The organism is Bacteroides sp. 41_26 (genome assembly GCF_949740115.1).
Classification (GTDB): Bacteria; Bacteroidota; Bacteroidia; order Bacteroidales; family Bacteroidaceae; genus Bacteroides; species Bacteroides nordii.
Genome location: NZ_CATJGZ010000067.1, coordinates 14,988 through 40,010 on the forward strand (window position 1 = coordinate 14,988; position 25,023 = coordinate 40,010).

General features: G+C 38.1%; 23 protein-coding genes. All 23 read right to left on the bottom strand.

The window, feature by feature from the left end:
- Complete coding sequence (locus QX565_RS08525) at window positions 1-6,312, bottom strand: leucine-rich repeat domain-containing protein (RefSeq protein WP_289292484.1); 6,312 nt, start codon at window positions 6,310-6,312, stop codon at window positions 1-3.
- Window positions 6,309-8,390 (bottom strand): hypothetical protein, encoded by a 2,082-nt coding sequence (locus QX565_RS08530; protein ID WP_289292485.1) that lies wholly within the window; start codon window positions 8,388-8,390, stop codon window positions 6,309-6,311. The genes QX565_RS08525 and QX565_RS08530 overlap by 4 nt, the downstream gene beginning before the upstream one ends.
- Window positions 8,387-9,157 (bottom strand): hypothetical protein, encoded by a 771-nt coding sequence (locus QX565_RS08535; RefSeq protein ID WP_289292487.1) that lies wholly within the window; start codon window positions 9,155-9,157, stop codon window positions 8,387-8,389. The genes QX565_RS08530 and QX565_RS08535 overlap by 4 nt, the downstream gene beginning before the upstream one ends.
- A 6-nt stretch (window positions 9,158-9,163) precedes the next feature.
- Window positions 9,164-11,485 carry a tape measure protein gene (locus tag QX565_RS08540; RefSeq protein WP_289292489.1) on the bottom strand — a complete coding sequence of 774 codons (2,322 nt, stop codon included), beginning with the start codon at window positions 11,483-11,485 and terminating at the stop codon, window positions 9,164-9,166.
- Entirely contained in the window at window positions 11,475-12,053 is a 579-nt protein-coding gene (locus QX565_RS08545) for a hypothetical protein (RefSeq protein ID WP_289292491.1), read from the bottom strand. Before QX565_RS08545 ends, QX565_RS08540 begins: the two co-directional genes overlap by 11 nt.
- Before the next feature lie 108 nt (window positions 12,054-12,161).
- Window positions 12,162-12,671 carry a phage tail tube protein gene (locus QX565_RS08550; RefSeq protein WP_289292493.1) on the bottom strand — a complete coding sequence of 170 codons (510 nt, stop codon included), beginning with the start codon at window positions 12,669-12,671 and terminating at the stop codon, window positions 12,162-12,164.
- Between the two features lie 18 nt (window positions 12,672-12,689).
- Complete coding sequence (locus tag QX565_RS08555; protein WP_289292495.1) at window positions 12,690-13,070, bottom strand: hypothetical protein; 381 nt, start codon at window positions 13,068-13,070, stop codon at window positions 12,690-12,692.
- Window position 13,071: 1 nt separating this feature from the next.
- The gene (locus QX565_RS08560) at window positions 13,072-13,512 is read right to left on the bottom strand and encodes a hypothetical protein (protein ID WP_289292497.1); all 441 of its coding nucleotides are present in this window, start codon (window positions 13,510-13,512) and stop codon (window positions 13,072-13,074) included.
- Window positions 13,512-13,838 carry a phage head closure protein gene (locus tag QX565_RS08565; protein ID WP_289292499.1) on the bottom strand — a complete coding sequence of 109 codons (327 nt, stop codon included), beginning with the start codon at window positions 13,836-13,838 and terminating at the stop codon, window positions 13,512-13,514. Before QX565_RS08565 ends, QX565_RS08560 begins: the two co-directional genes overlap by 1 nt.
- Window positions 13,835-14,194, bottom strand: a complete 360-nt coding sequence (locus tag QX565_RS08570; RefSeq protein WP_289292501.1) for a serpin family protein — start codon at window positions 14,192-14,194, stop codon at window positions 13,835-13,837. The genes QX565_RS08565 and QX565_RS08570 overlap by 4 nt, the downstream gene beginning before the upstream one ends.
- 21 nt (window positions 14,195-14,215) lie before the next feature.
- The gene (locus QX565_RS08575) at window positions 14,216-15,664 is read right to left on the bottom strand and encodes a phage major capsid protein (RefSeq protein WP_289292503.1); all 1,449 of its coding nucleotides are present in this window, start codon (window positions 15,662-15,664) and stop codon (window positions 14,216-14,218) included.
- A gap of 1 nt (window position 15,665) precedes the next feature.
- Window positions 15,666-16,268, bottom strand: a complete 603-nt coding sequence (locus QX565_RS08580; RefSeq protein ID WP_289292505.1) for an HK97 family phage prohead protease — start codon at window positions 16,266-16,268, stop codon at window positions 15,666-15,668.
- 10 nt (window positions 16,269-16,278) lie between these two features.
- Entirely contained in the window at window positions 16,279-17,574 is a 1,296-nt protein-coding gene (locus QX565_RS08585; RefSeq protein WP_289292507.1) for a phage portal protein, read from the bottom strand.
- Window positions 17,571-19,277 (bottom strand): terminase large subunit domain-containing protein, encoded by a 1,707-nt coding sequence (locus QX565_RS08590; protein WP_289292592.1) that lies wholly within the window; start codon window positions 19,275-19,277, stop codon window positions 17,571-17,573. The genes QX565_RS08585 and QX565_RS08590 overlap by 4 nt, the downstream gene beginning before the upstream one ends.
- Window positions 19,261-19,599: a hypothetical protein gene (locus tag QX565_RS08595; RefSeq protein ID WP_289292510.1), complete on the bottom strand. Its 339-nt coding sequence runs from the start codon at window positions 19,597-19,599 to the stop codon at window positions 19,261-19,263. Before QX565_RS08595 ends, QX565_RS08590 begins: the two co-directional genes overlap by 17 nt.
- 326 nt (window positions 19,600-19,925) lie before the next feature.
- Complete coding sequence (locus QX565_RS08600) at window positions 19,926-20,333, bottom strand: type II toxin-antitoxin system HicB family antitoxin (protein ID WP_289292512.1); 408 nt, start codon at window positions 20,331-20,333, stop codon at window positions 19,926-19,928.
- 48 nt (window positions 20,334-20,381) lie between these two features.
- Window positions 20,382-20,567, bottom strand: coding sequence for a type II toxin-antitoxin system HicA family toxin (locus QX565_RS08605; RefSeq protein WP_289292514.1), 186 nt, complete (start codon window positions 20,565-20,567; stop codon window positions 20,382-20,384).
- Between the two features lie 100 nt (window positions 20,568-20,667).
- The gene (locus tag QX565_RS08610) at window positions 20,668-21,003 is read right to left on the bottom strand and encodes an HNH endonuclease (RefSeq protein WP_321028937.1); all 336 of its coding nucleotides are present in this window, start codon (window positions 21,001-21,003) and stop codon (window positions 20,668-20,670) included.
- Window positions 20,993-21,286, bottom strand: a complete 294-nt coding sequence (locus tag QX565_RS08615) for a hypothetical protein (protein ID WP_289292517.1) — start codon at window positions 21,284-21,286, stop codon at window positions 20,993-20,995. Before QX565_RS08615 ends, QX565_RS08610 begins: the two co-directional genes overlap by 11 nt.
- Before the next feature lie 240 nt (window positions 21,287-21,526).
- A complete protein-coding gene (locus tag QX565_RS08620) occupies window positions 21,527-22,480 on the bottom strand; it encodes a site-specific integrase (RefSeq protein WP_289292518.1) in 954 nt (317 codons plus the stop codon).
- The gene (locus QX565_RS08625) at window positions 22,458-23,054 is read right to left on the bottom strand and encodes an N-6 DNA methylase (protein WP_289292520.1); all 597 of its coding nucleotides are present in this window, start codon (window positions 23,052-23,054) and stop codon (window positions 22,458-22,460) included. The genes QX565_RS08620 and QX565_RS08625 overlap by 23 nt, the downstream gene beginning before the upstream one ends.
- Window positions 23,032-23,709 (bottom strand): hypothetical protein, encoded by a 678-nt coding sequence (locus QX565_RS08630; protein WP_289292522.1) that lies wholly within the window; start codon window positions 23,707-23,709, stop codon window positions 23,032-23,034. The genes QX565_RS08625 and QX565_RS08630 overlap by 23 nt, the downstream gene beginning before the upstream one ends.
- Window positions 23,710-23,721: 12 nt before the next feature.
- The gene (locus QX565_RS08635; RefSeq protein ID WP_289292524.1) at window positions 23,722-25,023 is read right to left on the bottom strand and encodes a PcfJ domain-containing protein; all 1,302 of its coding nucleotides are present in this window, start codon (window positions 25,021-25,023) and stop codon (window positions 23,722-23,724) included.

Consider the following 25,023-nt stretch of genomic DNA (forward strand, 5'->3'; position numbering starts at 1 on the left):
CTAATTGAGGTTAAGTTTTTCTTCTATATTTGACAGCCTTGCATTGATGGCTCTATAGTCGGCCAATGATACCCCAGAAGCAACAACAGGAGGAACATATTCAGGTGCAGTTCCACCCCAGGAAACAGGCACACTGGAATAATTTGAGGCACGAATACATTGTTCAAAACACTTTTCTCTTTTTACTGAACTATTATAAAATTTAAGCCATAACTCAGGAAGCTTTCTCGCGTTTTCACATACATAGAAACATTCTGGGATGGATGTAAGATTACCACAACGGGCAAAGCAGCTTGAAAAGGTGGTAACCTTTGAGCAATTATCAAACAATCCATTCGGTATTGATGTTAGTTTTGTACAATACGTAAAGCAACCTGAAAAGTTTGTTACTTCCGGACAATTATCAAACAATCCTACTGGGATAGTAATAATGGAATTACAATAATTAAAACACCATGAAAAGTCTGTTATCTTCCGACATTTTTTGAATAGATTAGCTGGAACCTCTCGTAATCCGGAGCATTGGTAAAAGCAAGTTCCTAAATCAATTATATTCAAACAATTATCAAATAATCTTTCTGGGATGGAAGTTATAGAGTAGCAACCATTGAAACAACCATTAAAGTTTGTTACTTCAGGGCAATTATCAAATAATCCTTCTGGGATGGATGTAAGATTACCACAACGGCCAAAACAATATCTGAAAGATGTTGCTTTTTCACAACTATCAAATAATCCCGAATGAAATGAAACGAGCGAACTACAACCTGAAAGGCATTGACTAAAATCAGTACGTTCAGTGTCATTCTTGAATATGTCTCCAACATAAACAATATCTTTATCATTACCAAAACTAAGGTTTTTTGTTTTACTATTTCCAATACTCCAATACGCTACAAGCTTCGCCCCTGCAGGGCTGCAATAGCTAACTTCTTTGCAGTTTGAAATTTCTACCTGATAAAAATCATCTGCGTTATATGTATGCTTATAAATAGTACCCATTCCGTTGGCATTTTCCGTAGTTCCATCTCCCCAATTAATTATGCATGTAGTTCCGTTCGTTTTGATAGAAAATCCAGCGGTCAGCCCTTTAAAGTACATTTGGATATTACCATTTTCAGCCGGCTTAAATGTCTCCATATTAAATAACATAGATACATTTATACTCTTAGCCGATGTTCCTATCGTAACACTTCCTTTGCTCTCGAAATAATTTGTGCAGGTAACAGTATAATCATAATCTCCTTTCCCTATAAGTAATACACACTCTCCATATAAATTTGTTGTACCTGTTTCTCCAGCACATTGCACCGTGGCACCTTCCAATAAGATATCAGATAACCCCTTCACAATGAATTTCACTTCTACTGCAATATATACATATACAACATGTGCTGTGTCGTTTGTTATCGAATCAAAAGAGAATGTATTAGATGTATACCCAAGAGCAGAAACTTCGCCGGTTATAGATTCACCACCACGATAGTAAACATACCCATTCTTATCAGTAAGATATTTTTTACCGTTAATATTAACAACAGCACCCTGAGGGTAAATATGCTGACCATATACATTTATACAAATGGCATGCAATGGAATATAGGTGACTATGTAGTTTTGTGTACGGGTACCGGAAACAAGATAGGTATTAATATATTCTACATGATTATCGCATTTGAAAGTGAAAGATATTGTTTCATTATCCTGTGCGGTAATTTTATAAGTATATTCATTAACTTTTTCAAAATCAAAATTACATTCAAAAATCGCATTCGCAACAGCTTTGCTCTGTGAAGATCTGAAAGTAATAGTAGTTACCGAATCGGGTTTTAATTGTACATAAGTAATTTCTAATTCAGGAAAAGTAGACCGCATGGCAGCAAGTTTACTTTGCGTTACAGTGACTGCATGATATTTGCCTGTAATTACCGCTTTTTCAATATTATCCCCGTTTTCATCCAATCCCTTAAGCTTCGAAAGCCTAACAAGCGTATCCAGTGAGTTGCCTTGTCCGGACACATTAATCAACCGGACACGTTCCAGTTTGGGAGTGCCCAATGCCAGACACCGGTTGATGATGGCAAAGGCGTTTACGTTGTCCGTACCCTCTATCCGTATGGTTGAAATGTTTTCAATACCATCCAGAACCAGTCCGTCATCGGTCAAATTGATTTGATTGAGCAAAGTCAGGCTGGCGATTGTTGACGGTAAATGCATCGTATGTAGAATTCCGGCAGGTGGAAGAAGAACTGCGGTGGCCGAAGAGCCTTGGGCATAAAGTTCTTCAAGATTATCGCATCCGGAAACATCTATCGGTTGAGTATAATTCGGGCAATTCGACATGTTCAAAAGGCGTAGCAAACGATTCTCACCAATATAAAGAGAGTGAAGGTTGTTATTACGATAACTGTTAATCGTTGACCCCACAATCAACTCTTTCAAACGTATCATTTTTGACACATCTACGGTTCCGGGATAAAGCGGTGACAGGTCACCCAGTGAGGCAATCAAAGAGGCACCGTACACGATTGTTTCCGTATCATTAAACTGCATACCTTCGGGAGCAGTCATCTTAAATGTCTCATTGAATCCTACACGCTGCGACTTGGTTACACTACCCCATTTTACGTTAAAGTACATCGCGTTAAAGGCCGTCAACGTGATATCCGCACAGGGTTTTACCCCCGCCCAAACCGTTGGTGTATAAGTACGAAATACCGCCGTGTCTCCCAGAATGGAACCTGACAGAAACTTACTGTCAAGATATAGAAAACGATTTTTCCAAATCCATTTACCATACATCTCACGACTACCCTGGAGCGCGTACAGGTATGCCCCCGTTTTGATCGTCTGAGGATTCTCATGAGACTGAGAATAGTCCAGATATCCTTCGATTAAAGGCTGTTCATACTTGTAGTAACCGTCTTCATTGTAAATTGCCTCACACCATTTGTCCGCCTGGCGATTATAAAGATAATCCATCATGCGGTCATAAGACAAGATATTCTTTTGTCGCATCGTATAGTACATGCCTTTCATCTCTTCCGCAAAAGCTTCATCCACAAGCGTCCAGAGTTCTGAGTCTGCTCCGTTCCATACATTTGCACCATTTACTATATCGCGAGTTTCAACGTTATACAGCAATGCAATCAGACCTTCGTTGTTAATCGGAAGAAGGGTATCATTATCATAAAGAATAAAAAGCCATAATTTACCACGATAACGTGTCAGAAACATGTTTTTGGCGCGCTGGTCGGTCATACCAAGCACAAGCGTAATTAGCGCATAAAACACCAGCGTATCTTTGTCGAAGTAATTCTTACACTCCGTTTTGAATTTTGCAGGGTTGCCCTTACAGCTTACTATCCAATCAAATACCTTTTTAACGTTCGTGATATCCGCTCCGCCATCGGGATACCGTGCTTCGATTGTATCCTGCCACTTTGTAAAATCTGCGGATTTAAACAATGCCAGGTCGGAAGTATTATTTAGGAATTCCCAACTTTCGTCACCGGGTTTAAAACCGAATGTATCTTCCGCCGCTTTATCAGTATTAAAATTTATTTTACCAACAAACACAGCCGTGCTATCAGCGTTGGCCTTATGAAATAGAACCGCCGGTTTACCTGCCACGGTGGTACGGAATTCTACATTTTCTTTTTGAGCTTCGGTCAGGATATTCATTTCTTTGAGTAGCCGGTCAGCCATATTAGCCACTCCGGTGTTATGCGTACCGGAACTTTCGGCAAAATCCGTTTTGATACAGAATATTTTAGCCGGAAGAACATCTTCCGTTACCTGATATTTATCCGCTTTCATACCACTTTCGATATAAGTGATACCCTCCGTGAGTTCAAACTTGTAGTTTTTACGCGGATAGTATTGTGAAGATGTGCCTTGAACATTGATTTTTACATTGTCAGCATTCCAACTCTTCGCCGGATTGGAGTAATCGGTATAGACAATGGATACTACTTTTTTATCGCCTTTATATTGAGGCAAGTCACCAATAATAGTTAGGGTTGCAATTCCTCTGTTTATCTTTTCAAAATCTACATTGCCATAATCATCATATATCTGATTTCTACTGTACAGCTTACGTTTCAATTCAAGATTATCCATATCGGCAATGTAATTATCAAGTAATTGATACCGGTTCAGATTATTGCTATAACTGCGGATGTTATAGACATCCACCGTCGCATCCGTTCCGCCAATTATTATATTGACCGGAACCGCTTGCATGAAGTTGTCTGCTGCCGGATACTGCATGGAACCCGACTTGATACCGTTAACGTAAATTCCCAGCAGCCGGTTGTCCGCACGCTTTTCCACCACAAAAGCAAGGCGTATGCGTTCTTCGTCTTTAAACATCGTGGTGATTTCTGATTGTTCGGATTTCAGTACGGCCTTCTGTGAGGTTACCTGAATCCCCCTGTTATCAGACCAGCAGGAAATAACGGGTGTATCATACCGGTACACATCCCGGACTAAGAATTCGAATTCAATCGTTTTTCCCGTAGTGCGGAAGTCATTGGCAAAGAGCTTCAAGGGGATGTTAACAGTAGAACCTCCGCCCACGCGCAAACAGGAATAACCGTTAACGTCTTTCACCCAACCGTTTGTTTTCCAGTTAAAGCCGGAAAGAATAGAAGAGATACCGTTATATTCCCATTCCGCACGGGCTACTTCATTATTATCCCGGTTACGGGAAGTCAAAAACAGTTCAAGGTCTTGTGATTCCGGTTGCACATTTATTTCAGATTCGCGTACAGTCACATTAAATGTTTTTGAAACAGAGCCACAAACGATTTTTAGGGCTAACTCTCCCGCTTTCTCTGCACGATAACTCCATGTTTGCCGGGTACGGCCTACGCTCTGCTCACTTACAACCGTACCGTTGGCAGACAGCATTACAGAAGAAGTTGTTGAGGACAGGCTATAAACAAGAAAGGGTATTATCAACGTTTCAAACTGTTCTATTTCAGCGGTACGGAAAGATGAAGCGATAATCGGTGTATTGTTTCCGTCCACCATGCATATCATACCGAAATACAAGTGTTCGCTTTCAATGCTGATACCATCCACGGTTGCGGTCATATATACATCAAGAAGATGTGACCCGTGAGTTTGTACCGGTATTGAGTATGTTTGCTGGCGGTTGCTGATTGAAGTAGCAAACGTCCCTATCTCTTTTCCGTCAATCTTAAAATGTATCGTTTTCTCAACTGCTCCCACCGGAGTGTAAACAAAGGGTATCGTCCCGATATAAGCCTTTGTATCATCAAAAGTGGAAGTGATTGATATGCTTACGGCATTGATTTTATAAGTCAGTTTACGAACGCTACCATAAGTGTCTGTCACCTGTACAACAAGCGTGTTTTCGCCTAATAGCAGATACTTTCCGGCATTGAAAGAAACTTCTCCCTGATTGATATTGTCGGAAGCAATCAGCTTATTATTGACTGTATAAGTGACAGTGCCCTGTCCGGTATCTTCTCCGTCAAGGGTTGAAGTAAAGCTGTATTTGATAACCGCATCCTTTCCTAAAGCGACCGTTGCCGCTGAACCGGAAACGAAAGAAAGAGTCATTTTCGTGCCGCCACCGCCGGATGAACCTTTGGCGGGATAATAGATACCGCCTCTTTTTTGAAGTACGTATGTACCGTCTGTAATTGTGTCGAAAGATTCATCCGTATTATCAAGGGTACCAAGTGTGCCACCTCCTCCAGTAGCAGTAACTTCGAGCAACGAAGTAGATAAATTTTCTGCGTTTTCTTCCTCTTCGATCAAATCATGAGATATAGAATCTTTGTTGCTGTCTTCGATTAATGCATTAGAAAGTGAGGTTGTTTTCTTTGAGGAACGAACAATCAGACCGGAGTTTGCTTCAACAAAACCGTCAGAGGTAAGACCTTCTAAAAAGGTTATAACTTTTTGGGCGGTGTCTGGCTTAGTTTTATTGAGATACGTTTTATCGACAGTTTGTAATACGCTCTTTATTGACTTATCTATTTCTTCCAAGGCACGAAGAGAGGATAATGTATTTTCCTCGGAAAGCTCTGTTTCAGTATTATCCGTTGCGATAATACGGGAACGGATTTCAAGTAAGGTACGAAGGGAGGATAAGACATTTTTATCTGTTAATGATTTTATATCTATCTCTTTAACTATATCTACAGAGTCTCCACTACTACCTGGAATAATAGTGGTATTTCCACTTGAAGAGCGTACAACAGAGGCGCCAGTTGGATAATTCTTTGACCGGGGTTGTGCCGGTATAGATTTTGTTTTTATCATTACATCTTTCATACTTCTATCATTATACACCGAAACTTTCCTTGTTTATAATCAATGGTACCCCCAGTATTGATGAATACTTTACCAACCATAAAATCGTCCGACAACCGGGTAATTGGTGTCAATTCCGGTACCTCTTGTATTTCTTGTGTAAGTTTGATGTGGGTGTCACTATAGCGATTGATTATCCGTCGAATGAGTTGTTCTTCCGGACGGATCAGCTTTTCTTCTATTACTGAATAAAGATTATCTTCTAAGTATTTATCTCCAATCATGACCTTACTGTAGCATGCTCCATCATTGTTGTAAGAGGATATCTTGAATTCTATTTCGTCAAGTTCGTTGATATAATCCTCATTGAGTACGTTTTCATAATAACGGTCTGAATTATCAGAATTTCCCCCATTTGATTCTCCGGTTCCATCTTTATCAATATACCCTAACTTAAAGTTCTTCATAAAATAACCATATGTGTATGGAATAACACCGTCTATTATATTCTCAGTAGCTAAACCACTTCCATATATAGTCATCTCAACATCTCCTACCATCAAGCGAGGGATTACTATTAAATACCCATTGGCTCCATTATATGGCATACTCAGAGTTTTGGTATCCTTCACTGAAAACCATTCACCTCCCTCTTTTACCAATGGTAGAAGAAATGTAGATTCTTTCGTTATAAATTCGGTTCCATTAAAATATTGATTACCGACACGTAACCTTGCATTTATATTCCAACTATTTACATTAGTAGCAAATGTACCATTATATGGCATAGTAAGTTTATTGGATATAGTAAAGTTTCCACTTATAACAAAAGCTCCATCATAATAGGTAGCCAATGGAAATTTAAGGCTAAAAACCGGAGATTCTAACATTTTTTTAAATGGATTTGGTTGTCCTTTGATAATCTCCGTGTTCTGTGTTCGTACATGTATGACTTCATCGTAATTATAATTATTGATAGATGGAGTCCCATCTTCTTTTAACTCATAGCGACAAACTTCGGCTGGAAGAGCACCTAAAAATGTATTAGCATCCGACTTATGTTCTTTTACATATTCAGATGTTATTGGAATAACATCTGATCCATTCTGTAAGTACTGGTAGGTATTATATTCTCCCGGAAGATATAGTATTTTATGAGTAACGTGGTTATTCTCTGTTACATCAGGCGGATTAACAGCAAACGTCAGTTCGGAAAAATCTTTCATATCAGACTCTTCATGTACATGATAATTGCTTGTCATTACTGCAACTTTATTATAGCCTGGAACAAAATCTAGAGAATGATCAGAGCCGGAAAATCCTATTTTCTGTACATTCAAAACAGAAGGCTGTGAAAATGATTCATATATCTTCAAATTTGTAGAATACCGTCGATACGCCCCTTGATGGTCAATATCAATAAAGTATAATTCCCCCCTCCAATCAATACATGTCCAGTTAAGTAGTTTACATATCTCTTCTAGAATCTCCTTCCACGTCATGGGTTTATCATCTTCATCAAAAAAATTTTGTTCGTTAATTCTCATTTCAGTAAGCACATTACCTGAATTAGGATCATAAATCGAACTATTTCTTGAATATACATATGGAAAGATTATTGAATTATACCGACCTTTTGATAAAGTAATAGCTCTGGTTAATAACTCCCATAATGTGACTAACCTCATTTCCCCCTCTTCTATCTGCTTATAAGGGATAAATTCAAGTACAGACATTGTACTCGTACATTCTATTTCTAATTCAAATAATTCGGAAGTATAATCTTGTGTATAAAGCTCCGGTTTGATAAAGCCACACCAAGTGACAACATTATTTCTTTTAAAAGTTACTCTATATTGCTGATAAGCAGTAGAATACAAATGTCGAAGATAGTCACTGCCAACCACACATATCTTACCTGTACTGAATCTTGTAGCAACATACATAAAGTCATCATCTTCTATATCCACAGAGAAAGGAGACTCAGCCGGAATAAGCTCAGTTGTTTCTCCGGCATAATCCTCTTTTTCTATTTCGATTACGCAAACTTCATTTTTGAAACTTGCAAACGGTATAATATAAATCAGTCCGTAACTCATAATGTTTTTTTTCCTTGCGATTTAAGTTCATTGTTTATCGTCAGAAGCAAATCTTTACCTCTCACTTTAGTTGTTACAGATTGCGATCCGGGTGACGTACCGGTCAACATCCTTCCCGATTGAATAGCTTGCCATAATCTGGACTGTTGACCTTGATTGAGTATCATTTCACCTGAATTAACTCGAGCCAGCATCTTATCTCCAGAAGACGGACCGCCAGTTATGATACCGCCATTGGCGAATTTAGGAATAGAAGCAAACAGAGCAACAGCTGCAGCGATGGCCGCACCGATAGCGATAAGATTAGCAGGAAATGGTAAACTCGCAGCGCTGGCACCAGCAGCACTCACGCCTTTTGCTGTATTCGCTGCTACTTCTGTATTTGCTGCTATCGTTATAGCTTGAGATGCTGCCACTTGCGCCGTAGCACCAACAGTAGCATTACTCACCTTTTGTGCCGTTGTGATGCTGTCTACAGTAGCTTCCGCTTGTTTAGCTTTAGCTAATTTATCGGTTAACTCCGTAAGTGTCTGTATCATCTTGATAATAGAAAGAAAAGAATCAACCACATTGGTCATCACATTCCACATTGCCATAATGCGCTCCCAATCTGTAGCATCTACATCATTCAATACATCCCGAAGCTGAGAAAAGGCACTGACAACATGATCCGAGCTACTTGCTATATCTTTAACACCAGAGTATACTCCTTCACGTAGTTCTTTACCAAAATTCTTAACATCCTCTTTCAGTTGTGCTAATTTCAAAGCAGATTACAATGAAGGTACATTAGATATTGCATTAGCCAGTTCCTCTTCTAATACCTTACCAATATTACGGGCTTCTTCTTTTAATTTATCTGCATATTCCTTTGCTTTGTCAAGATTCTCAGATGCGATATCAACTTTTGATTTTTTATAATCGAAAGTTGCATCACGAGGTTTAAACTTAATAGGAGATGAATATAATTTAGCATTAAGTTGCATTGAAGAGATAAAAACATCAGCCGTATCGCCAATCCCTTTTATTCCAGCTGCAGTTCTCGCTGCTTCAAGAGATAATGACACAATATTTTCATCAAGTTCTTTTTGTGATAATAGTCCCTTTGATAACAAAGACTTTTTCTCTTTTATTTTATCATTATAACCCTTTTGTACTTTCTCGAACTCAACAAGAGTGGTATTCTTATCTTGATCTTTAACGGCTTTCTCGGCGGCTATTTTCAGGTTTTTATAATACTCACTTTCGAGAACATCTTTATCACCGGTACCTTTAGCCTGAGCGAACATTTTTACGTTTAGCTCGCCTAACGACTTATTATATTCTGCTTGAGTGATCTTACCGACCTCTAATTCTGCTCCTAATTCCTCTAATTGTTTGTTATATGATTCCTGTTGTTTTTGAAGAGTGGTTTTCTTTTTATCATCATCGGCATCAATAGGATTATTGTGATTATCAACTTTGGTTTTCTCTGAATCGAGCCTCCCTCTGGCATCTTTTAATATTTTAGCATATTCAATAAAAGAGTCAAGATCATTACGTAATCCATTTTCCCAACCAACGGCATCAACCATTGAAACTTTGTATTTCGCTTTAAACTTTTCCTCTTTAACCATATCTCCACGAGCCATAGCCCAATCAGGAGCCATATCTTTAATATACTTTCCATTATAGGATTTCTTTCCTATTTTTCTTAATTCGTTTTCACTACTTGCCACCTCTTGTGCTGCCAATTCCGCACGTGCCACCCCTTCCAATATTGCAATTCGATCAGCTATTACTTTATTTACATCTTGATTTACAGTAAGCTGTGTACCAAGTATGCTATTGATCTGACTGAGTATGCTTTTTTTCTCCGATAAAGTAACGTTAGCTGCATTGTATGCAGATTGTAGAGATTTTATTTTAGTAATTTCTGAATTAGATCCAGAAACACCTTCCATCCTATCCTTATAAGCGTCAAACATGCCCTTGATACGTTTGGACTCTTGATAAGCATTATATAGCTTAGATATAACAGCGCCAATAACTGTCAGTATAGCTGTAGGAGCCAATGAAATTAAAGTTGCTTTTATAGAAGATATAGCTCTTTTAAACGCCATCTTTACAGATGCGCTCGTTTTATTAGCCGCCCATGCTACTTCATCAAATTTTTGTCCTGCATCTTTGGCTGCACGACGTGCAGCAGATTTGGCAGCAAGTTCTGCCTGAGCAATAGAAACAATGATCTTGTTCACTAACCGACTCGTTACCATTACTAATATGGCCGCAACCAGATAAGTAATGATATTCTTGATGTTATCAGAAGCGTACTTTACATATCCAGTTAACCAATCTATCAGAGCTTTATACCTACTTTGTGCATCTGTTCCATTGACGAACTCTGTAAATGCGTTCTTTAAGCGATTTACCGACGTCTCTAAGTTGTCAGTATCTACATTTGGAATCATCTCGTTCAAAGCCTCAGCAAACTTAGGAAGTATGTCTGTACTCATCAGCTTGCCTTGCTTCATTAATTTGTCAAGTCCGGCAACAGAAACACCGGCAGCCTTAGCCATTGCCTGTAATGCAATAGGTAGTCGTTCTCCCATCTGTAAACGTAACTCTTCAGAACTGATCTTTCCTTTACTCATCATCTGAGAAAGAGCAAGGAAAACACCATTACTATCATCAGCACTCATACCGAAAGCTGTAACAGCCCGGGAAACAGATTCAAAGATTTTACGCTGGTCCATCATGGACATACCGGAAATGGAAGCAGCGGCCGTAAATTTGGCAAAATTCCCGGTCAAAGAGTTAATCTCTAATCCGTACTTCTTTGCCATATCGATCAGGAACCTTTGATTATCGGCAAACTGTGCCATTCCTCCGGAAACGTTCTTCAATGCTGTAGTTACCCGGTTGGTCTCCCTGGCTACATCAATAAGACGGGAAACAAAATTGCTTAATCCTAATCCACCGACACCAAGTGCGGCAGCAAAGGTTAATACTTGCATCTGTATTGCACGGAGTCCGGCTTTTACCTGGTTTGTTCCCTTCTTGAAGTTTTCAGTAAGAAGGTTTATCGCAATACTGAATGATAATTTACTTGCCATAATAATCTGATTTTTTCGTGTTCATAAAATTCTCAAATCTTTCCATACCCTCATTAATAGCTCTTTCAGCTTCTATCTTAGCTTCTTCCTCTTCCCAAGGGAATATTATCAGATCCTTATCTCCGTTTTTCATCTTTTTAGCGTCTATATGTGGCATCATGGTAAAGAAGGTCCATAAGCGATTACTCTCCATTTCTTCCTTACGTATCTTCTCGTAAGAACCTATATACATAGGCAAATCACATAACTCCATTTCATTCATGGCGTAATGGGCATCGAGTCCGGACATAATAAGAGTTGAAACAAGTTCGCTAATCATTCCCAATGGAACATTATGATTTGCGAACTCCCCTCCCTCCTGCTTTTTCTGGAACTGAGTAAGGACAGCAATCTCCTTCTCTAAAGCCAATACCATTTCACAAGTTATCCTTCCATTTGACAACGTCTGCCGAAAAGTTTCAAAAGTGTACATCTTCTCAGGGGAAGTACAGATCGCCGTAGTATAAAGGAGTACTTCTAAATCCTCTTGATTAGTATAATCCATCAAAGAGAAAGATTTTCCTCTCATCTGCTCCCATCTTATGATTGCTTTTATTGTTAGCCCTATTTTCATTATTTCATACTTAAAAAAAAGGCGGCCATCATAGGACCGCCTTTACAAACATTCGTTTATTAGCTATACTGAAGGATCTTCTCCTTCCCCTTCTCCCCCTGACACAGTTCCTTCTACTGGCTTCAATGCACCCACTCCCTTAAAAGATGCACTGACAGAAACAATCTGACCGTTATCCGATTTAATAGATAGAGAGGTGATGATAACTTTACCGGTATAGTTTTTTTGTTCAGTATCCTTTGTGTATGTACCGCCAAAATTGTCCTTATCAGTAGCTTTTGCACTTCCGAAAAAGAAATCTAAAGGATCACCTTTAATCTGCTTATCCAGCAGGGTATCAAAGCTCATAGCTCCCTCTTTGCGTGTCAGAAGTGATTCACTGGAAATAGTGAAACTCTTCTTTCCGGAAAGAGAACCGGACCAATCACCCATCATTTTGTTTGAGATATCAAGTTCTTCTGTACTGATATCCAATCCTGCACTTGATCCGAATGCTATCGGATCTTCTCCTACAAAAAGCATTAATTCACCTCTAAAGATGTCTATGCTTGAATCTAACTTTTTTGTTACCATATATTTAATTGTTAATTATTACCATTCTACTAAAAACTCGACAGGTTTCATATAATTAGGAGATTCTCCGTCTTCGTCACTATCACTCACTCTGATTTTCATATATGGATTTTCGTAAGTTCCTATGAGAGTATCCACTATAAGCCACGCTAACTCATCCGTACGTCCACAAGTATTACTGACAACCGTATAACAGACTTTCATGCTGAATAAGGTTATTCCCATATTGTTGCTTTCTGATTTTAATCCATAACTCTTATAAAAGATGGCATCTCCTTTCGTCTCCTCATTCAAAACGACCGGCAATATATTCCCATTAACACAGGATGCAATACGTTCATTATTTATAAGTAAATCGCGCATTGTGTTTTTTATCTCGTAATCAGGAAGTTTACCCATTTTATCCTTTGTTTTTAATCCGTTCTACATATTTCTCAACTCCCTTGCGTACACTATCCAAGGCTTTATTGGAATCCTGGTCTTTTGTATCTTTCCAATAACCTAAAGCCGGCCCATATCCTCTATAATCATATCTCTTAGTATGCCTACTCCCCGTTCCTTGATCTAACAACCAGCTATGCCTTCCTTCAGGATAACCAAAACCAGACAGAACACCTAATTTATTCCTCTTTACGCGCACTCTAAAAGATTTAACAAGATTGCCTTTCTGGCCGTAAGGCGTTTTCATGCGTAATTTTAATCTTAACACGCCTCCCCTCTTTAGAATTGCCCCACCAGAATATAATCCGGAGCAAATTGCCTTATCTTTATCGATTTCCCGTAATTCATTAATTAGATACAATACATCGTTTCTAACTTCTTTTATGGTAATGACATCCATTATGCATTAATTTTAATACAAGTTATTTCACAAGAATTATTATGGAATTTACGATCTATATCAAGAATTCTATATGGTTTTCCTTCATAAATAATTCGCAAATTTTCATTTATTGTACTATGGAATCTAACCCAAAATACCAATTTTAAATCCACAAACTCTTCCCCGGCATTAATTACTATATTATCAGATGACTTTCTCTTTCTACGTTCAGTCGGAACATTAGTCAACTCTTTCGAAGCAGGAACCCATTCTGTTAATTGTTCCCCGTTTCTTGCCTGAGTTCTTTCTGCTTTAAGAAATGAGATTCTTTCACGTGGCATCATACGGTTCTTCCTCTAAATTTTATAAAGGGGGTTATAGATTCTTCTACAATTCCAGTATTGTACGGTCTGGAAAATGATAACTCTGAGGGTGTATCAAATCTTGTTACTACTTTTACAATAATAGCATCGCGTAAAGCAGCATTTAAATTACCTTCTTCGTCTACATAATCAGTAAGTGGACATTGTAGCCTTTCCTCCAAAAGAATATGAGCACGCTCTATCATTCGTTTTAGATTTGCATCATCCGTACCATAATCGACATAACCCGGTATCGATTCTTTGACCTCTTCTATAGTCACAAATAATTTCACTTCTATCAAATAAGTGGCGGGTCGTGAACCCGCCTGGTTAAACATTTCAAAAACATCTATAAAGCATTAAGAGCAAGAGCCGGACAAACTAACTACGACATTGGTTGCTCCGGCACTCGACAGTGTTAATGTAGCTGTATGTTGACCGGAAGCAGTAGGTGTATAAGTTACAGTAACCTTTGTACCCACGTTCCCGGCATCATCTTTGGCAATACTTTGTTTGTTGATAGCAAACAATGATTTGTTGTCACCACCAAGCGCTAAAGAAATGCCCGCTGTTAGATTTGCACCGGAAATGAATAAATCTTTGGTAGTTGCCACACCGGATGTCGTACTCAATGATGGGGCTGCATTGTCAACTCCGACAGACGGAATAGTTGTTATCTTCGCAATTCCAAACGCTTCAGGACGAACCGTAAGCATGTCAAAATCTGTATTCATAACAAAGTACACAAGGTTCTTCTTTGCTCCAGTATAGGGATCTACAATAATATGCATTTTACCGAACTGGCCCACCAATTCATAATTGAATATTCCGAAGCCTAATACCCCGTCACCGACATATTCGGTCATAAATACAGGAAATCCGTTAATCAGCCCATTTTCGATCACCATTCTACCAGAGCCTGCATCTCTGGGGGTAGCTTCTAAATCTGTATAAGTCGTGGCGGAGCAAACATAAGCGGCGGTACCGTCAAAAACAACACCTGTAGCCATTACTCTACCTTTCAAAGCTACTGCATCTTTAAATTTAAACTCAGATCCACATACAAGCGTAGGTGCATTTTTGACAAAACACCCTTCTGAAGCTTTAGAAGTGATCTTTGCCAGATTGAACATCCAACGGTTGAGTAAACGTGTTAATCCCATTGTTATTTGTGTACGTACAATCTCTAACAACGCACTATTACTCTGATCTATAGCTCTGTTTGATACGGGAATAGCCAAAGATACGCGCTTCGGGGACGGTTTGAGTTTGGAGATATCTATAGTAGTATCGGCAACTTCGGCATTTTCATCTTCTATAGTCGCTTCTATTCCTGCAACTACAGGTAATACAAAATCGCCTGTCAGCCCGTATTGCATCTTACATCCCACCTTTGAAAGGATTAACCCTTTCTCCAGAGGCTGAATAATATCTCCAATAGTAAGCGGGATCAATGGAGCAGCAGAGGCCGTATTTTGTACGGAACGATTCAAGGGAATTGCTATTTCTTCACCACTTACAAATCCTTCACAACCTTCCGGCAATGAGCGTTTTTTTACAATGGAAAAGACAGCTTCCGTGAAAGCTCTTTCATAAGTTGCCTCCTGATCATTTACTTTGTCATCATCACTCGTCAAACGAGCAGAACGGAGCTTTAAAATCTCTCTTTCCTGCACTAAAGCATCTCTTTCCGTAATTTCATCCTGGCTTAAGGATCTTTTTTCTGTTTCTACCGAATCAGCCATCTCACTCAAACGGGTGTTAATCTCTGCGATTCTGACTCTGTTTCTTCTTACTTCTGGTTTCATCTTACATTTTTATTAAGTTACGTAATTCTTTTAAGTCTTTCTTATAGTTATCATCCGGTTGCTCGAAATTACTTTCAATACTACGAACGTTTACTTCTGTTCCTATGTACGCGGGATTTGCAACAATACTTATCTCTCGGATAATATCAATTTTATGAACTCTGCGAAGTATAATTCCATCTGAACGCTTCGACCAGGTAACATTTTTCTTCTCATCAGTCCAATAACCAAAGGATGAGCCGAATATATCCCCTCTTTTCACCATTTCAACAGAGTAATCCCCATCAGCTGTACCAGGAGAGTCTAATCCGTATCCTAATCCGTATGTGTCGAGATTCAGATTCAAAGAACCTTTTCCCAAATTGCTTCTTGCAATCATTCGTTCATAATTATGCTCTATCAGTGCTCTTATATCACTACCCCTTATCAATTCTTCCGTAACAGCTCCCGGTTCAATGATTTCTATAAAACACTTCCGAAGTACAGGATCATATATATATTTACTTTCTTGCCCGAAAACAACTGCATATCCTTCAATCCTCCTTTCAGAGGTTAATTTCGGGGCGGCATCACCGCCATAACTTCTAATTTCTAATTTTTCCATACACATCTCTTTACACTACCTGATTTTCTCTGTTCACGGGTGGCACTTTATTTGAGTTTTTAGTATTATTTTTAGTTCCGACTGTTTTAAGTGGGGTTACATTACAACTTATCATAGGTTCATCACCTCCGGAAACAGGAGAAAGCCCCTTTTTAGCGCGATATTCATTAACTGTATATATTCCGTACTGAATGCATTTTTCCATATGCATGGTCATAGTTTCGATATCTGTTTGATAGAAAGCATCCAGATCGAATTCAATGCGGTATTTACTATATAATCCTTTAGATATCAGTTTTACATAAAATTCATTAGATATTTGCCTCAACATCGGCTGTAAAGTATCTGTCATGTATTGTACCTGACTCATTTCGCTAGCTTTGTAGTTCTGGCTTTGACCGGCAAACGCCTTATCCGGATGTACACCAAGAAAACGGCAGATATCCAATACCGAAAATTTGTTCTGCTCCATTAGCTGAATGTCGGCAGGAGACATTGATAGAGGGTTGAATTTAGTTTGACCTGGTAGATATGTGATCGTTTCTCCCTTCCTCAATTCTTCGCGGAAACGAGAGGCAATATCTTCAAGTTGGGATTCTTTATACTCCTTATATCCTTTAACAGTACTCTCTGCATCACCGCTTATAAAACCTTTATAAGTATTTCCCGGTTGAAAATTATATTCACTCTGATTATTTGCGCTTGCCGCAATACCAAGAACCTTTGAAGCATACCGAATTGTACTTTCTCCTGTGTATCCACCATCAAGACTCATATTACGTAAGTGTATGATTTCATCACAGTCCAATGTCACATAGATACTGTTTACCGGATCGTTTACCATATAGATATTCAGCATTTTATCATAGCTCACACTCCCCGGACTAAGCAATATCAAACTATACAACTCTTCTCCTCTCCATTCTGGGTATATATAGGCATTCCCGGCGTTTACCATTTGGATAACAGCATTACGGATCATTTCACTGGCTGTCTGCCTACTATTTGGACGTACGCTTAACAGATAGTTCAACGGATTCTCTTCATCGACCATGAATACACCGTTTTTCTTCCGTTTCAATTGCATTGGAAGTGAAGCAATACTTCCGCTAAGAATGGATACACACCTATAGTAAGTCGCCAGTTTCATGGCTGTTTCCGGTCCAATTATCATACTGACGGGTTCATTAATATTACGTATGGTTACATCCGGAGAAGTGACCGTTTCGAAATATCCACGCTCTTTAACCGGTTCCAGTGCTAAGTCCGGTTCTTTTTTATTCGTTTTCCAAAATTTCAAGTTCATCGTTCAAAATTATTATATAGGTAAAATGTCATCAATGCTGTAATTGCACCGTCTATCTTTGCATTCTTGCTACGTTTAATGGGTTTCCTGTTTTCCAATCGATCTTCATCCATCACTGCATTACCGAAGCAATACCAATTGATGGGGTTTTTATTAAATGTAACATGGCCAGTTCTCGCTGCTATCTCGAAGCTTTCAACCGGACTTGTGAAAGTACCATATGTTTGCTTGATGGGAAGTAATACTTTTTTAGCTCCACTTGCGGCCATCATGTTAATAAAGTCTACACTTTTAAATGGATCATAACCGATATTAAGGATACATATCTGTTTATTGTTTCGACTGTTTATATCGTTGACAATTAACCGATAATCTATTACATCACCATCACACAATCTTAAATGTCCTGAAGATACCCACTTTTCATATAATTCTCTGTTGGGATGATCCTTTAGCCTACCACGCGGAAAATAATAATCTGTATGTATATGAAATGTTCTGGTAGACTCAATGTAAATATTGTAACTTACTGCGCTAAAATCGTCACTAACAGACAAATCCACAGCTACCATTGCATCAGGATAATTCTTTAAAGACTGTAAATCATCATCCTGTTTACACATGGATTCTATTTCATCAGATGTGAACCAAACGGAATCGGCATTCCGAACAAAGAGGTTTAATAATTTGGTACGGAACGTCATCATGTCATCTGCCGTCATAAGTGCCTTTCGATACTCATTTTCATAGAAATCGGATTGTACTGTAATCCCAAGATGAGGTTGAACTTTAGCCCATGTGTGTGGATCATCTTCTGCATCGTCTATATCCGGTTCAAAAATGTGTGCAAAAATGGAATCATTGTCAGACTCCCCGCGAAGAACTGATTTGTAAGACTCCAGCATTTCGACAAAAGGGCTTTCAAGTTTATCAGATGCAGTTGTAATGACAATAGTCAAAGGATTAACCCTCGCCCCCATAGAAGAAGTTAATACATTCTTTAATTCAGCGCTGTCTGCCTGAGAGTATTCGTCGAGTATAACCATACTAGCGTTTAAACCGTCAAGTTTATCCGGATTAGAAGCAAGACAGCGGGCAAATGATGTGCTCCCGCGACTTTTGTTGAAAACTTGCTCTCGATTTATTTTGAAATGTCTGAATTTAGGGTCCAGGCTTTTAAGTATATTTTTTATTTCCCCAAAACAGACTTGTGCCTGATCATAGCTGTTTGCTGCTACATAAACCTGTGCGTTAGAGTCTCCGAATAACAGATCATAAATAGCTAATGAAGCTACAGAGGTGGTTTTACTATATTTTCTAGGGACAAACAATAGAGCATCACGACACAAACGTTTTTCCGGGGTTTTATAAAATCCTAAAATATTGGCAAACTGGAAAACCTGTATAGGAGTAAGTTTGTATCTGGTACGTCCTTTCAGACCCGAAAACTTCAAAAACTCATAGAAAACTATAAAGGCTTTTATCTCTGAACTTTTAAATATATACGTTTCCAGCAAACGAAAAAAGCGTAATATAGATAGTAACTCATATAAATTATGATCCTCTGGATTATCGATTACAGATTTTACATAGTTATATAAACGTTCGTCTGTATCATAAATCCCATACGCATCCACATCAATACCACTCAATCTTGATACGGTATCTTGCTTTAATTTTATGATATCAGCCCTTTCTAACATCACGTACCTTTCGTTTAAGTTCCTCTACTTCGTCATTTGTAGTATCAGCACCGATACTGTCGGGTGTCAGATGTAATTCTCTTAGCCATTTCAAGGAATATTCGCTTGACTTTAACCAGAGATATGCTTTTTGTACATTGACATTATTTCCATCCTTATCATCAAACACCCCGGATATGCCTCTTAATTCAATAGCAAGCTTACCAGCAAATAATATAGAATCTGCAGCTGCTTCCACGGCTTTCTCCATTGCTTTTGAGTAAGCATTTTGATTTTTTAATGCAGAACGTAGGTCTTTTTTTATTTTTTCTATGTCATCCATAACACTGTCTTATATCATAACCTCCGTTATAATCGTTATGGGTGGCACTTTATATGAATACCCTCCCCCCCCTTGATAATTTGTTCTTAGACCCTCCCCCTATGATTTTATGTCACGTATGACGGAGAAGGGACGTGTGGGTTTCCAGCACATAGGTGGGGTCATAAAAAAAGCCCCCCGGGATGGAGATTGCTATCCAATATAATGATGTATTACTTGTTATATTCTTTCTAATACATACAAGCAAAATCTCTTTAAACTATCATAATAGAAAAGCCCTGCCTTATTAGGGCAGGGCTGGCAATGTACATAGGTAAGTGTATTAATCAAACGAAATGAACATTGCTTAATTCTTTTCCAAACTGTTGCAAAGCTGATTGTATTTTTTCAACAGTCCTTTTGCTTGGATTTCTGCGACCTGTAACATAGTGACTTAATTGTCCCTGTGCAACTCCAGTAATACGCTCAAGACCGGCCAAAGATAACTTATCACTATAATACGATAGAAATGAAGGAATATCATAGCTAAACTCAAACTCTACCTCCTCGAACGGTTTATCTTCAGAAGCATAATACGCTTTCATACCTTCATAAGCAGCATTAAAGTCTTTCAACGTTTCATCAATAGTGTGACCAGTACCGATTATCCCATAAGATAGATTATCCTCATCCGGCATATATGCACTATAATCACCATCAGAAGCTCTTTCAATAAATACTCTAACTTTCTTCATATTCAATTATCTTTTTATTTAATATAATTACTCGGAAGAAGGCGGGAATTAAATCCCCGCCAATCTTTTGATGTTCTTTAGAGTTCCGGTTGCAACCTCTTGTGCTTCATGGTGGCTAGTGGTAAACTCTTTACCTGTTTTGGGACTGAACCAAAGAGGATGGCCTGCTTGCGTCTTTCCCAAAGGATAACAACCATTTTTCTTTAGAATCCGATGTAACTCATTGTACTTCATGTTAATTATCGCTTGATTAATACAATACAAAGATATGAATATTAATATCATCCACAAAGAGAATGAGACAAAAGATATTCTTTTTAATATCATTTAATGTTTATCTCAGGTATTTGGAAACAAAAGATTCCGTTCTTCTTTTATTGTTGGCTTGTACTGACTCCTTAGTATGACTGAATAATTGTCGATGTATTTCTACATGGCAACAATGACACAGGCTCTTTAAATTTGAGTATTGAAACATTAACTGCTTCATTTGGTAATACCCAATAACTGACTCTACAGGTATAACATGATGTACTTCTGTAGCAGGAACAATTTTATTACTTTGTTTACATTGCTCACATAACGGGTTACTTTTTAGCTTTTTTATTCTTAACAGTTTCCATTCTTTAGATCTGATCAACTGCTTATATATTGGGTTTCTACTCATCATTTACAGATTTTATTATAGATATTCTTTTAGGCTTTTCGAATTCAACATGTTTTTCTGCTGCTGAAAACTCATCAAACATTGATTCAATATCATAGGGAACTGGTTCCATTTGCGAATCTGATTCACGATCAGCTACGCGCAAGAAACAATGTATCAGACTTTGAACTATCTCATAGACACTATTAAAGCCATATTTGTCTTTTATCTCATTCAGACGCTTATAAGTTTCCGGAGTAACCCTTGAATAGACTTTCTTTGTCAAAATTTTCTTTTTATTTCCCATATTATAATCTTATTTTATTCATTGTATTTCTTATCAGTTTTGGCCATTATATTACTTTTTTCTATATATTTGCATAACATCTAATATATATGTCAAGTAAATATAAAATTACAAATATTATTGTCTGGTTTATAGCAATCATAGTAATCATGCTGATTGCTCTTTTTATTATATCGGTAATAATACTTGGAGACCAATATAATATTCATTCATAAATACTTATTTCTTTATTGATTTGAATTATTTGAATATTTTTTTTAAACCTACATTAACAGCATCTCTCTTCGCATCCTCTGACGGATGAACGTAAATGTTCAGTGTAGTATTGATGTCCGAATGACCGAGAATGGTGGAGACTGTCTTTATGTCCATCTTGTTTTCTATGAGCGTACTGGCGAATGTGTGTCTCCTCATGTGGAATTTTATACAATGCCCTATTTTCACTTTTTCCAATATAAAGTCCGTATAATAGCTACGAAAGAGTCGCGGCTCAACATATTTATCCGAGCATGTGCAGACATAATAATCAGGATTGCACACGGCATGAAATTTCTTTATAATCGGGAGAATACTCTTAAGAATTGGGATATACCTGTCCGATGAAGACGTTTTCGGAGAACCTATTTGTATTTTTGTATTTTTCCGATCAGTGCCTATATTATCGAGAACATATATGCGTAACATCGTCTTACTTACATGAATAGTTTTTTCATCCAAATCAACATCTTTCCACTGTAAAGCGCAGATTTCGCCAATTCTCATCCCGGTACAGATTGTGATTAATATACCAAGGCTGAGGGGAGACGGATTGGCAATCGCGTAATCTACTATCTTCCTGTACTCTGCATTGGAATATCTTTCGACATGAGAATTACCCGTTTTGTTTTTAGTAGGCCAAACAACTTTCCAAATTGAATCGGGAACATCAAGATCTAACTCATCTCCGGCAAACCGTATAAGCATTCTTAGAACTATAAGTATATCGCGGCAATACTTCACTGATTTACTTCCAGAATCAAGAAGTTCATAAATAAATGGCATAACGACTTTTTTACTCAAAGATTCTACGTGTGTTTTTCCAAACTTAGGTTGTAGTACATTCATAAAAATAAGTTGATAGCAAGCCAGTGACGACATTTTAACTTGCCTTCTTTTAACTGGTAGCCACGCATTATATACATCTGTCAATTCCATCTTTTTGCATTATTTCATCGTTAATATTAGCTTTGATTATCTCTGAGAATGCAAGAGTATCATCTTTCCTGTTCAGGAGAATATACTTCTGCTTTATTTCTTTTTCCAAAACATCTCCATGATACACATATCCCATTATTCCACGGATTGACAGGTTCAATAGCAATATAGGCATTGATCGGTTAGAGAGTTCCCAGCATGTTATCATGTTTTGTGACGGAAATACTTCCCATGGCATCTTTTTACTACATCTTTGCCACCAGTCGGCTATGAGTAGTCCGCCACAACCTGCAGTAGGCTCATGGATAGCACCTTTCTGTCCGGAAATGATTGAGAGGATAATAGAAGCCTCGATACTGGTAAAGTGCTGCCCCTTTTGTTTACGCTCTGATAATTCCGTCTCATACATCTCCTGAAACCAGTCATGAGACATATCATTATTATTAAGCCGGATTAGTTCTCGGTAAATATCGTCTCGATAGTTTAAATCACCTTCTAATAAAGACATTACAGCGGTAGGAAGGTCTTTTAAGTCCTCTATCTTAAACAAACTAAATAGCTCTACTTTTGTCATATGATCTGTAATTAGGATTAGACCGGATAAAACTTCTCATCTCTTTTTCTGCTCGATGTATATCAATTGAAATACCCTTAGCAACACCGTACATGTACTGGAAAGGAAAAAAGACTAAAACCCCTGATATTATATTAGAGATAGTCCTTTCAATAGCAGCAGAAACAAGCTCTTTTGCTTCGTCTTCATCTTTCATAACACCATTTTTTATAACACGACCAAGTAGCTTGGTTCTATGACCATATAGATGTTTCACGACATGGGTATAATCTTTAGTTTCCATAGCAGTTATAACACTATCAATGAATGCACGAGCATTCATGTAAGACTCAATAGGGGTCTTGTTCGCTTTTTCAAGATAAACAGACTTTATCTTATCTGACATGTACGAACTTCTATCATAAGCAACAGGCATTCCATCTTCTATCACAATAATTATATTCCTTGGAACCTGGTTAGGAGTAATATTCTTAGTCACACAGAATAATAATCGAGGCATATTAATTGTTACATTCCCTTTATTACTTATCAATCGAACCATTCCTTTTCTTATCATTAGTTCTTTTCCTGTATTCAGATTTTTAACAGATAAAGTATGAGTATTTATCTGATAATTAGAATAGCCAGGAATCGATTTCCATTCTATTTCATTCATTTCTATTCAGATTTACGCCGTTAATTTCTGGCGTATTAGGTTTATATTCTCCTTCACAAGCTGTATAATACGTTCATGATACTCTGTGTTATTGTTACAGACACCGCGAGATTGAACTACATCGAGCGTTTTAAGATTCACTTCAATGGTCTCTATGCGCTTGTCTCCGATACGGGCAGATAGAATAAGACAGTCAGAACGTTTCCAATAGCCATTGGTAAATACGCAATGGTGCATGGTGTCCCCTTCCTGCTTGAATTCATCGAGAGATTTCAGAGGAACGATAGTTAATTTGTTGTCGGAGATTACCAAATCTACAAACTTACCGATCCGCTCAAGAAATTTCTTTTCTGCTTCCTTCTGTTTGAGCATTTCCCATTCCAGTCGTTCTTTCTCGGATTTTTCCTGTTCCTTCCGACGCTTGACAACGTAATAGTCATGAGCCTTACGAAAGTTCTTGGGACAAACATAATAAGCGTTGCGCAGGTCTTTATGATATCTCTCCAGGAGTTGAAGGTAATCATTGTACATGCTTGCATCTTTGACTATATATTTGTTCCGGATGCAGATTTTTATCGTTGGCCAATACCTATTAATGAAAGAAGCGTTACCATTTGTCACATATCCAAGTAGGTTGTATTGTTTGGCTTTGAGTAATGTTTCATTTTTGGGTTCATGCTTTACACCCTTCAAGAGCCAGTAAGGATCAGCACCTTTGATTTGTCGGTTGACACCGTATTTCTTGTACTCACTCTTCCATTTTTGAACCGGATAGGTCATGTGTACATATACTTCATAATCGAATGAATTATAGCTCATACTACGTGTCCGGATTTGCATTTCAGAGCTATGAGACCAACCGTCAAACATGTACGCTGAATTCATTAAACGACCTTTGGCTATAATAGTAACCACTTCGTCATCTGACATCCATTTCTGCATTACTTCATCGATGAAATAATGAACTGGTTTCCCAGTACGATTAGAGCGAAGAATATAGACATATCGGAATACCTGGTATTCCTCAAATTTATCCACGATACAAAAGAACCGTTCTTCTTTATCGGTACGCTTCTTAGAGGTGGTTATAACTAAATCGGCACCACAATGAGGGCACGTTTCTTTTCTTCCGTCTTTGATACCGGTATTATCGAAGTACTGGCCGCACTCTGTACAGTAGATAAACTTCTTTGTGCGATATCCGTTGTGACTGACAACCTTTTCTTTTGCCCATTTGTCGACTTCCAAACCGAACATGGGTAAGCGATTGCTCAGCTCCATTATCTTGAATTGAAGTTTTGTTCTCGGTTTCAT

What these genes read in the sequence shown, in the direction of transcription:
- QX565_RS08525 (WP_289292484.1), bottom strand. Translation starts at nt 6,312, where the DNA reads ATGAAAGATGTAATGATAAAAACAAAATCTATACCGGCACAACCCCGG.
- QX565_RS08530 (WP_289292485.1), bottom strand. Translation starts at nt 8,390, where the DNA reads ATGAGTTACGGACTGATTTATATTATACCGTTTGCAAGTTTCAAAAAT.
- QX565_RS08540 (WP_289292489.1), bottom strand. Translation starts at nt 11,485, where the DNA reads ATGGCAAGTAAATTATCATTCAGTATTGCGATAAACCTTCTTACTGAA.
- QX565_RS08545 (WP_289292491.1), bottom strand. Translation starts at nt 12,053, where the DNA reads ATGAGAGGAAAATCTTTCTCTTTGATGGATTATACTAATCAAGAGGAT.
- QX565_RS08550 (WP_289292493.1), bottom strand. Translation starts at nt 12,671, where the DNA reads ATGGTAACAAAAAAGTTAGATTCAAGCATAGACATCTTTAGAGGTGAA.
- QX565_RS08555 (WP_289292495.1), bottom strand. Translation starts at nt 13,070, where the DNA reads ATGGGTAAACTTCCTGATTACGAGATAAAAAACACAATGCGCGATTTA.
- QX565_RS08560 (WP_289292497.1), bottom strand. Translation starts at nt 13,512, where the DNA reads ATGGATGTCATTACCATAAAAGAAGTTAGAAACGATGTATTGTATCTA.
- QX565_RS08565 (WP_289292499.1), bottom strand. Translation starts at nt 13,838, where the DNA reads ATGATGCCACGTGAAAGAATCTCATTTCTTAAAGCAGAAAGAACTCAG.
- QX565_RS08570 (WP_289292501.1), bottom strand. Translation starts at nt 14,194, where the DNA reads ATGTTTAACCAGGCGGGTTCACGACCCGCCACTTATTTGATAGAAGTG.
- QX565_RS08575 (WP_289292503.1), bottom strand. Translation starts at nt 15,664, where the DNA reads ATGAAACCAGAAGTAAGAAGAAACAGAGTCAGAATCGCAGAGATTAAC.
- QX565_RS08580 (WP_289292505.1), bottom strand. Translation starts at nt 16,268, where the DNA reads ATGGAAAAATTAGAAATTAGAAGTTATGGCGGTGATGCCGCCCCGAAA.
- QX565_RS08585 (WP_289292507.1), bottom strand. Translation starts at nt 17,574, where the DNA reads ATGAACTTGAAATTTTGGAAAACGAATAAAAAAGAACCGGACTTAGCA.
- QX565_RS08590 (WP_289292592.1), bottom strand. Translation starts at nt 19,277, where the DNA reads ATGTTAGAAAGGGCTGATATCATAAAATTAAAGCAAGATACCGTATCA.
- QX565_RS08595 (WP_289292510.1), bottom strand. Translation starts at nt 19,599, where the DNA reads ATGGATGACATAGAAAAAATAAAAAAAGACCTACGTTCTGCATTAAAA.
- QX565_RS08600 (WP_289292512.1), bottom strand. Translation starts at nt 20,333, where the DNA reads ATGAAGAAAGTTAGAGTATTTATTGAAAGAGCTTCTGATGGTGATTAT.
- QX565_RS08605 (WP_289292514.1), bottom strand. Translation starts at nt 20,567, where the DNA reads ATGAAGTACAATGAGTTACATCGGATTCTAAAGAAAAATGGTTGTTAT.
- QX565_RS08610 (WP_321028937.1), bottom strand. Translation starts at nt 21,003, where the DNA reads ATGATGAGTAGAAACCCAATATATAAGCAGTTGATCAGATCTAAAGAA.
- QX565_RS08615 (WP_289292517.1), bottom strand. Translation starts at nt 21,286, where the DNA reads ATGGGAAATAAAAAGAAAATTTTGACAAAGAAAGTCTATTCAAGGGTT.
- QX565_RS08620 (WP_289292518.1), bottom strand. Translation starts at nt 22,480, where the DNA reads ATGGAATTGACAGATGTATATAATGCGTGGCTACCAGTTAAAAGAAGG.
- QX565_RS08625 (WP_289292520.1), bottom strand. Translation starts at nt 23,054, where the DNA reads ATGACAAAAGTAGAGCTATTTAGTTTGTTTAAGATAGAGGACTTAAAA.
- QX565_RS08630 (WP_289292522.1), bottom strand. Translation starts at nt 23,709, where the DNA reads ATGAATGAAATAGAATGGAAATCGATTCCTGGCTATTCTAATTATCAG.
- QX565_RS08635 (WP_289292524.1), bottom strand. Translation starts at nt 25,023, where the DNA reads ATGAAACCGAGAACAAAACTTCAATTCAAGATAATGGAGCTGAGCAAT.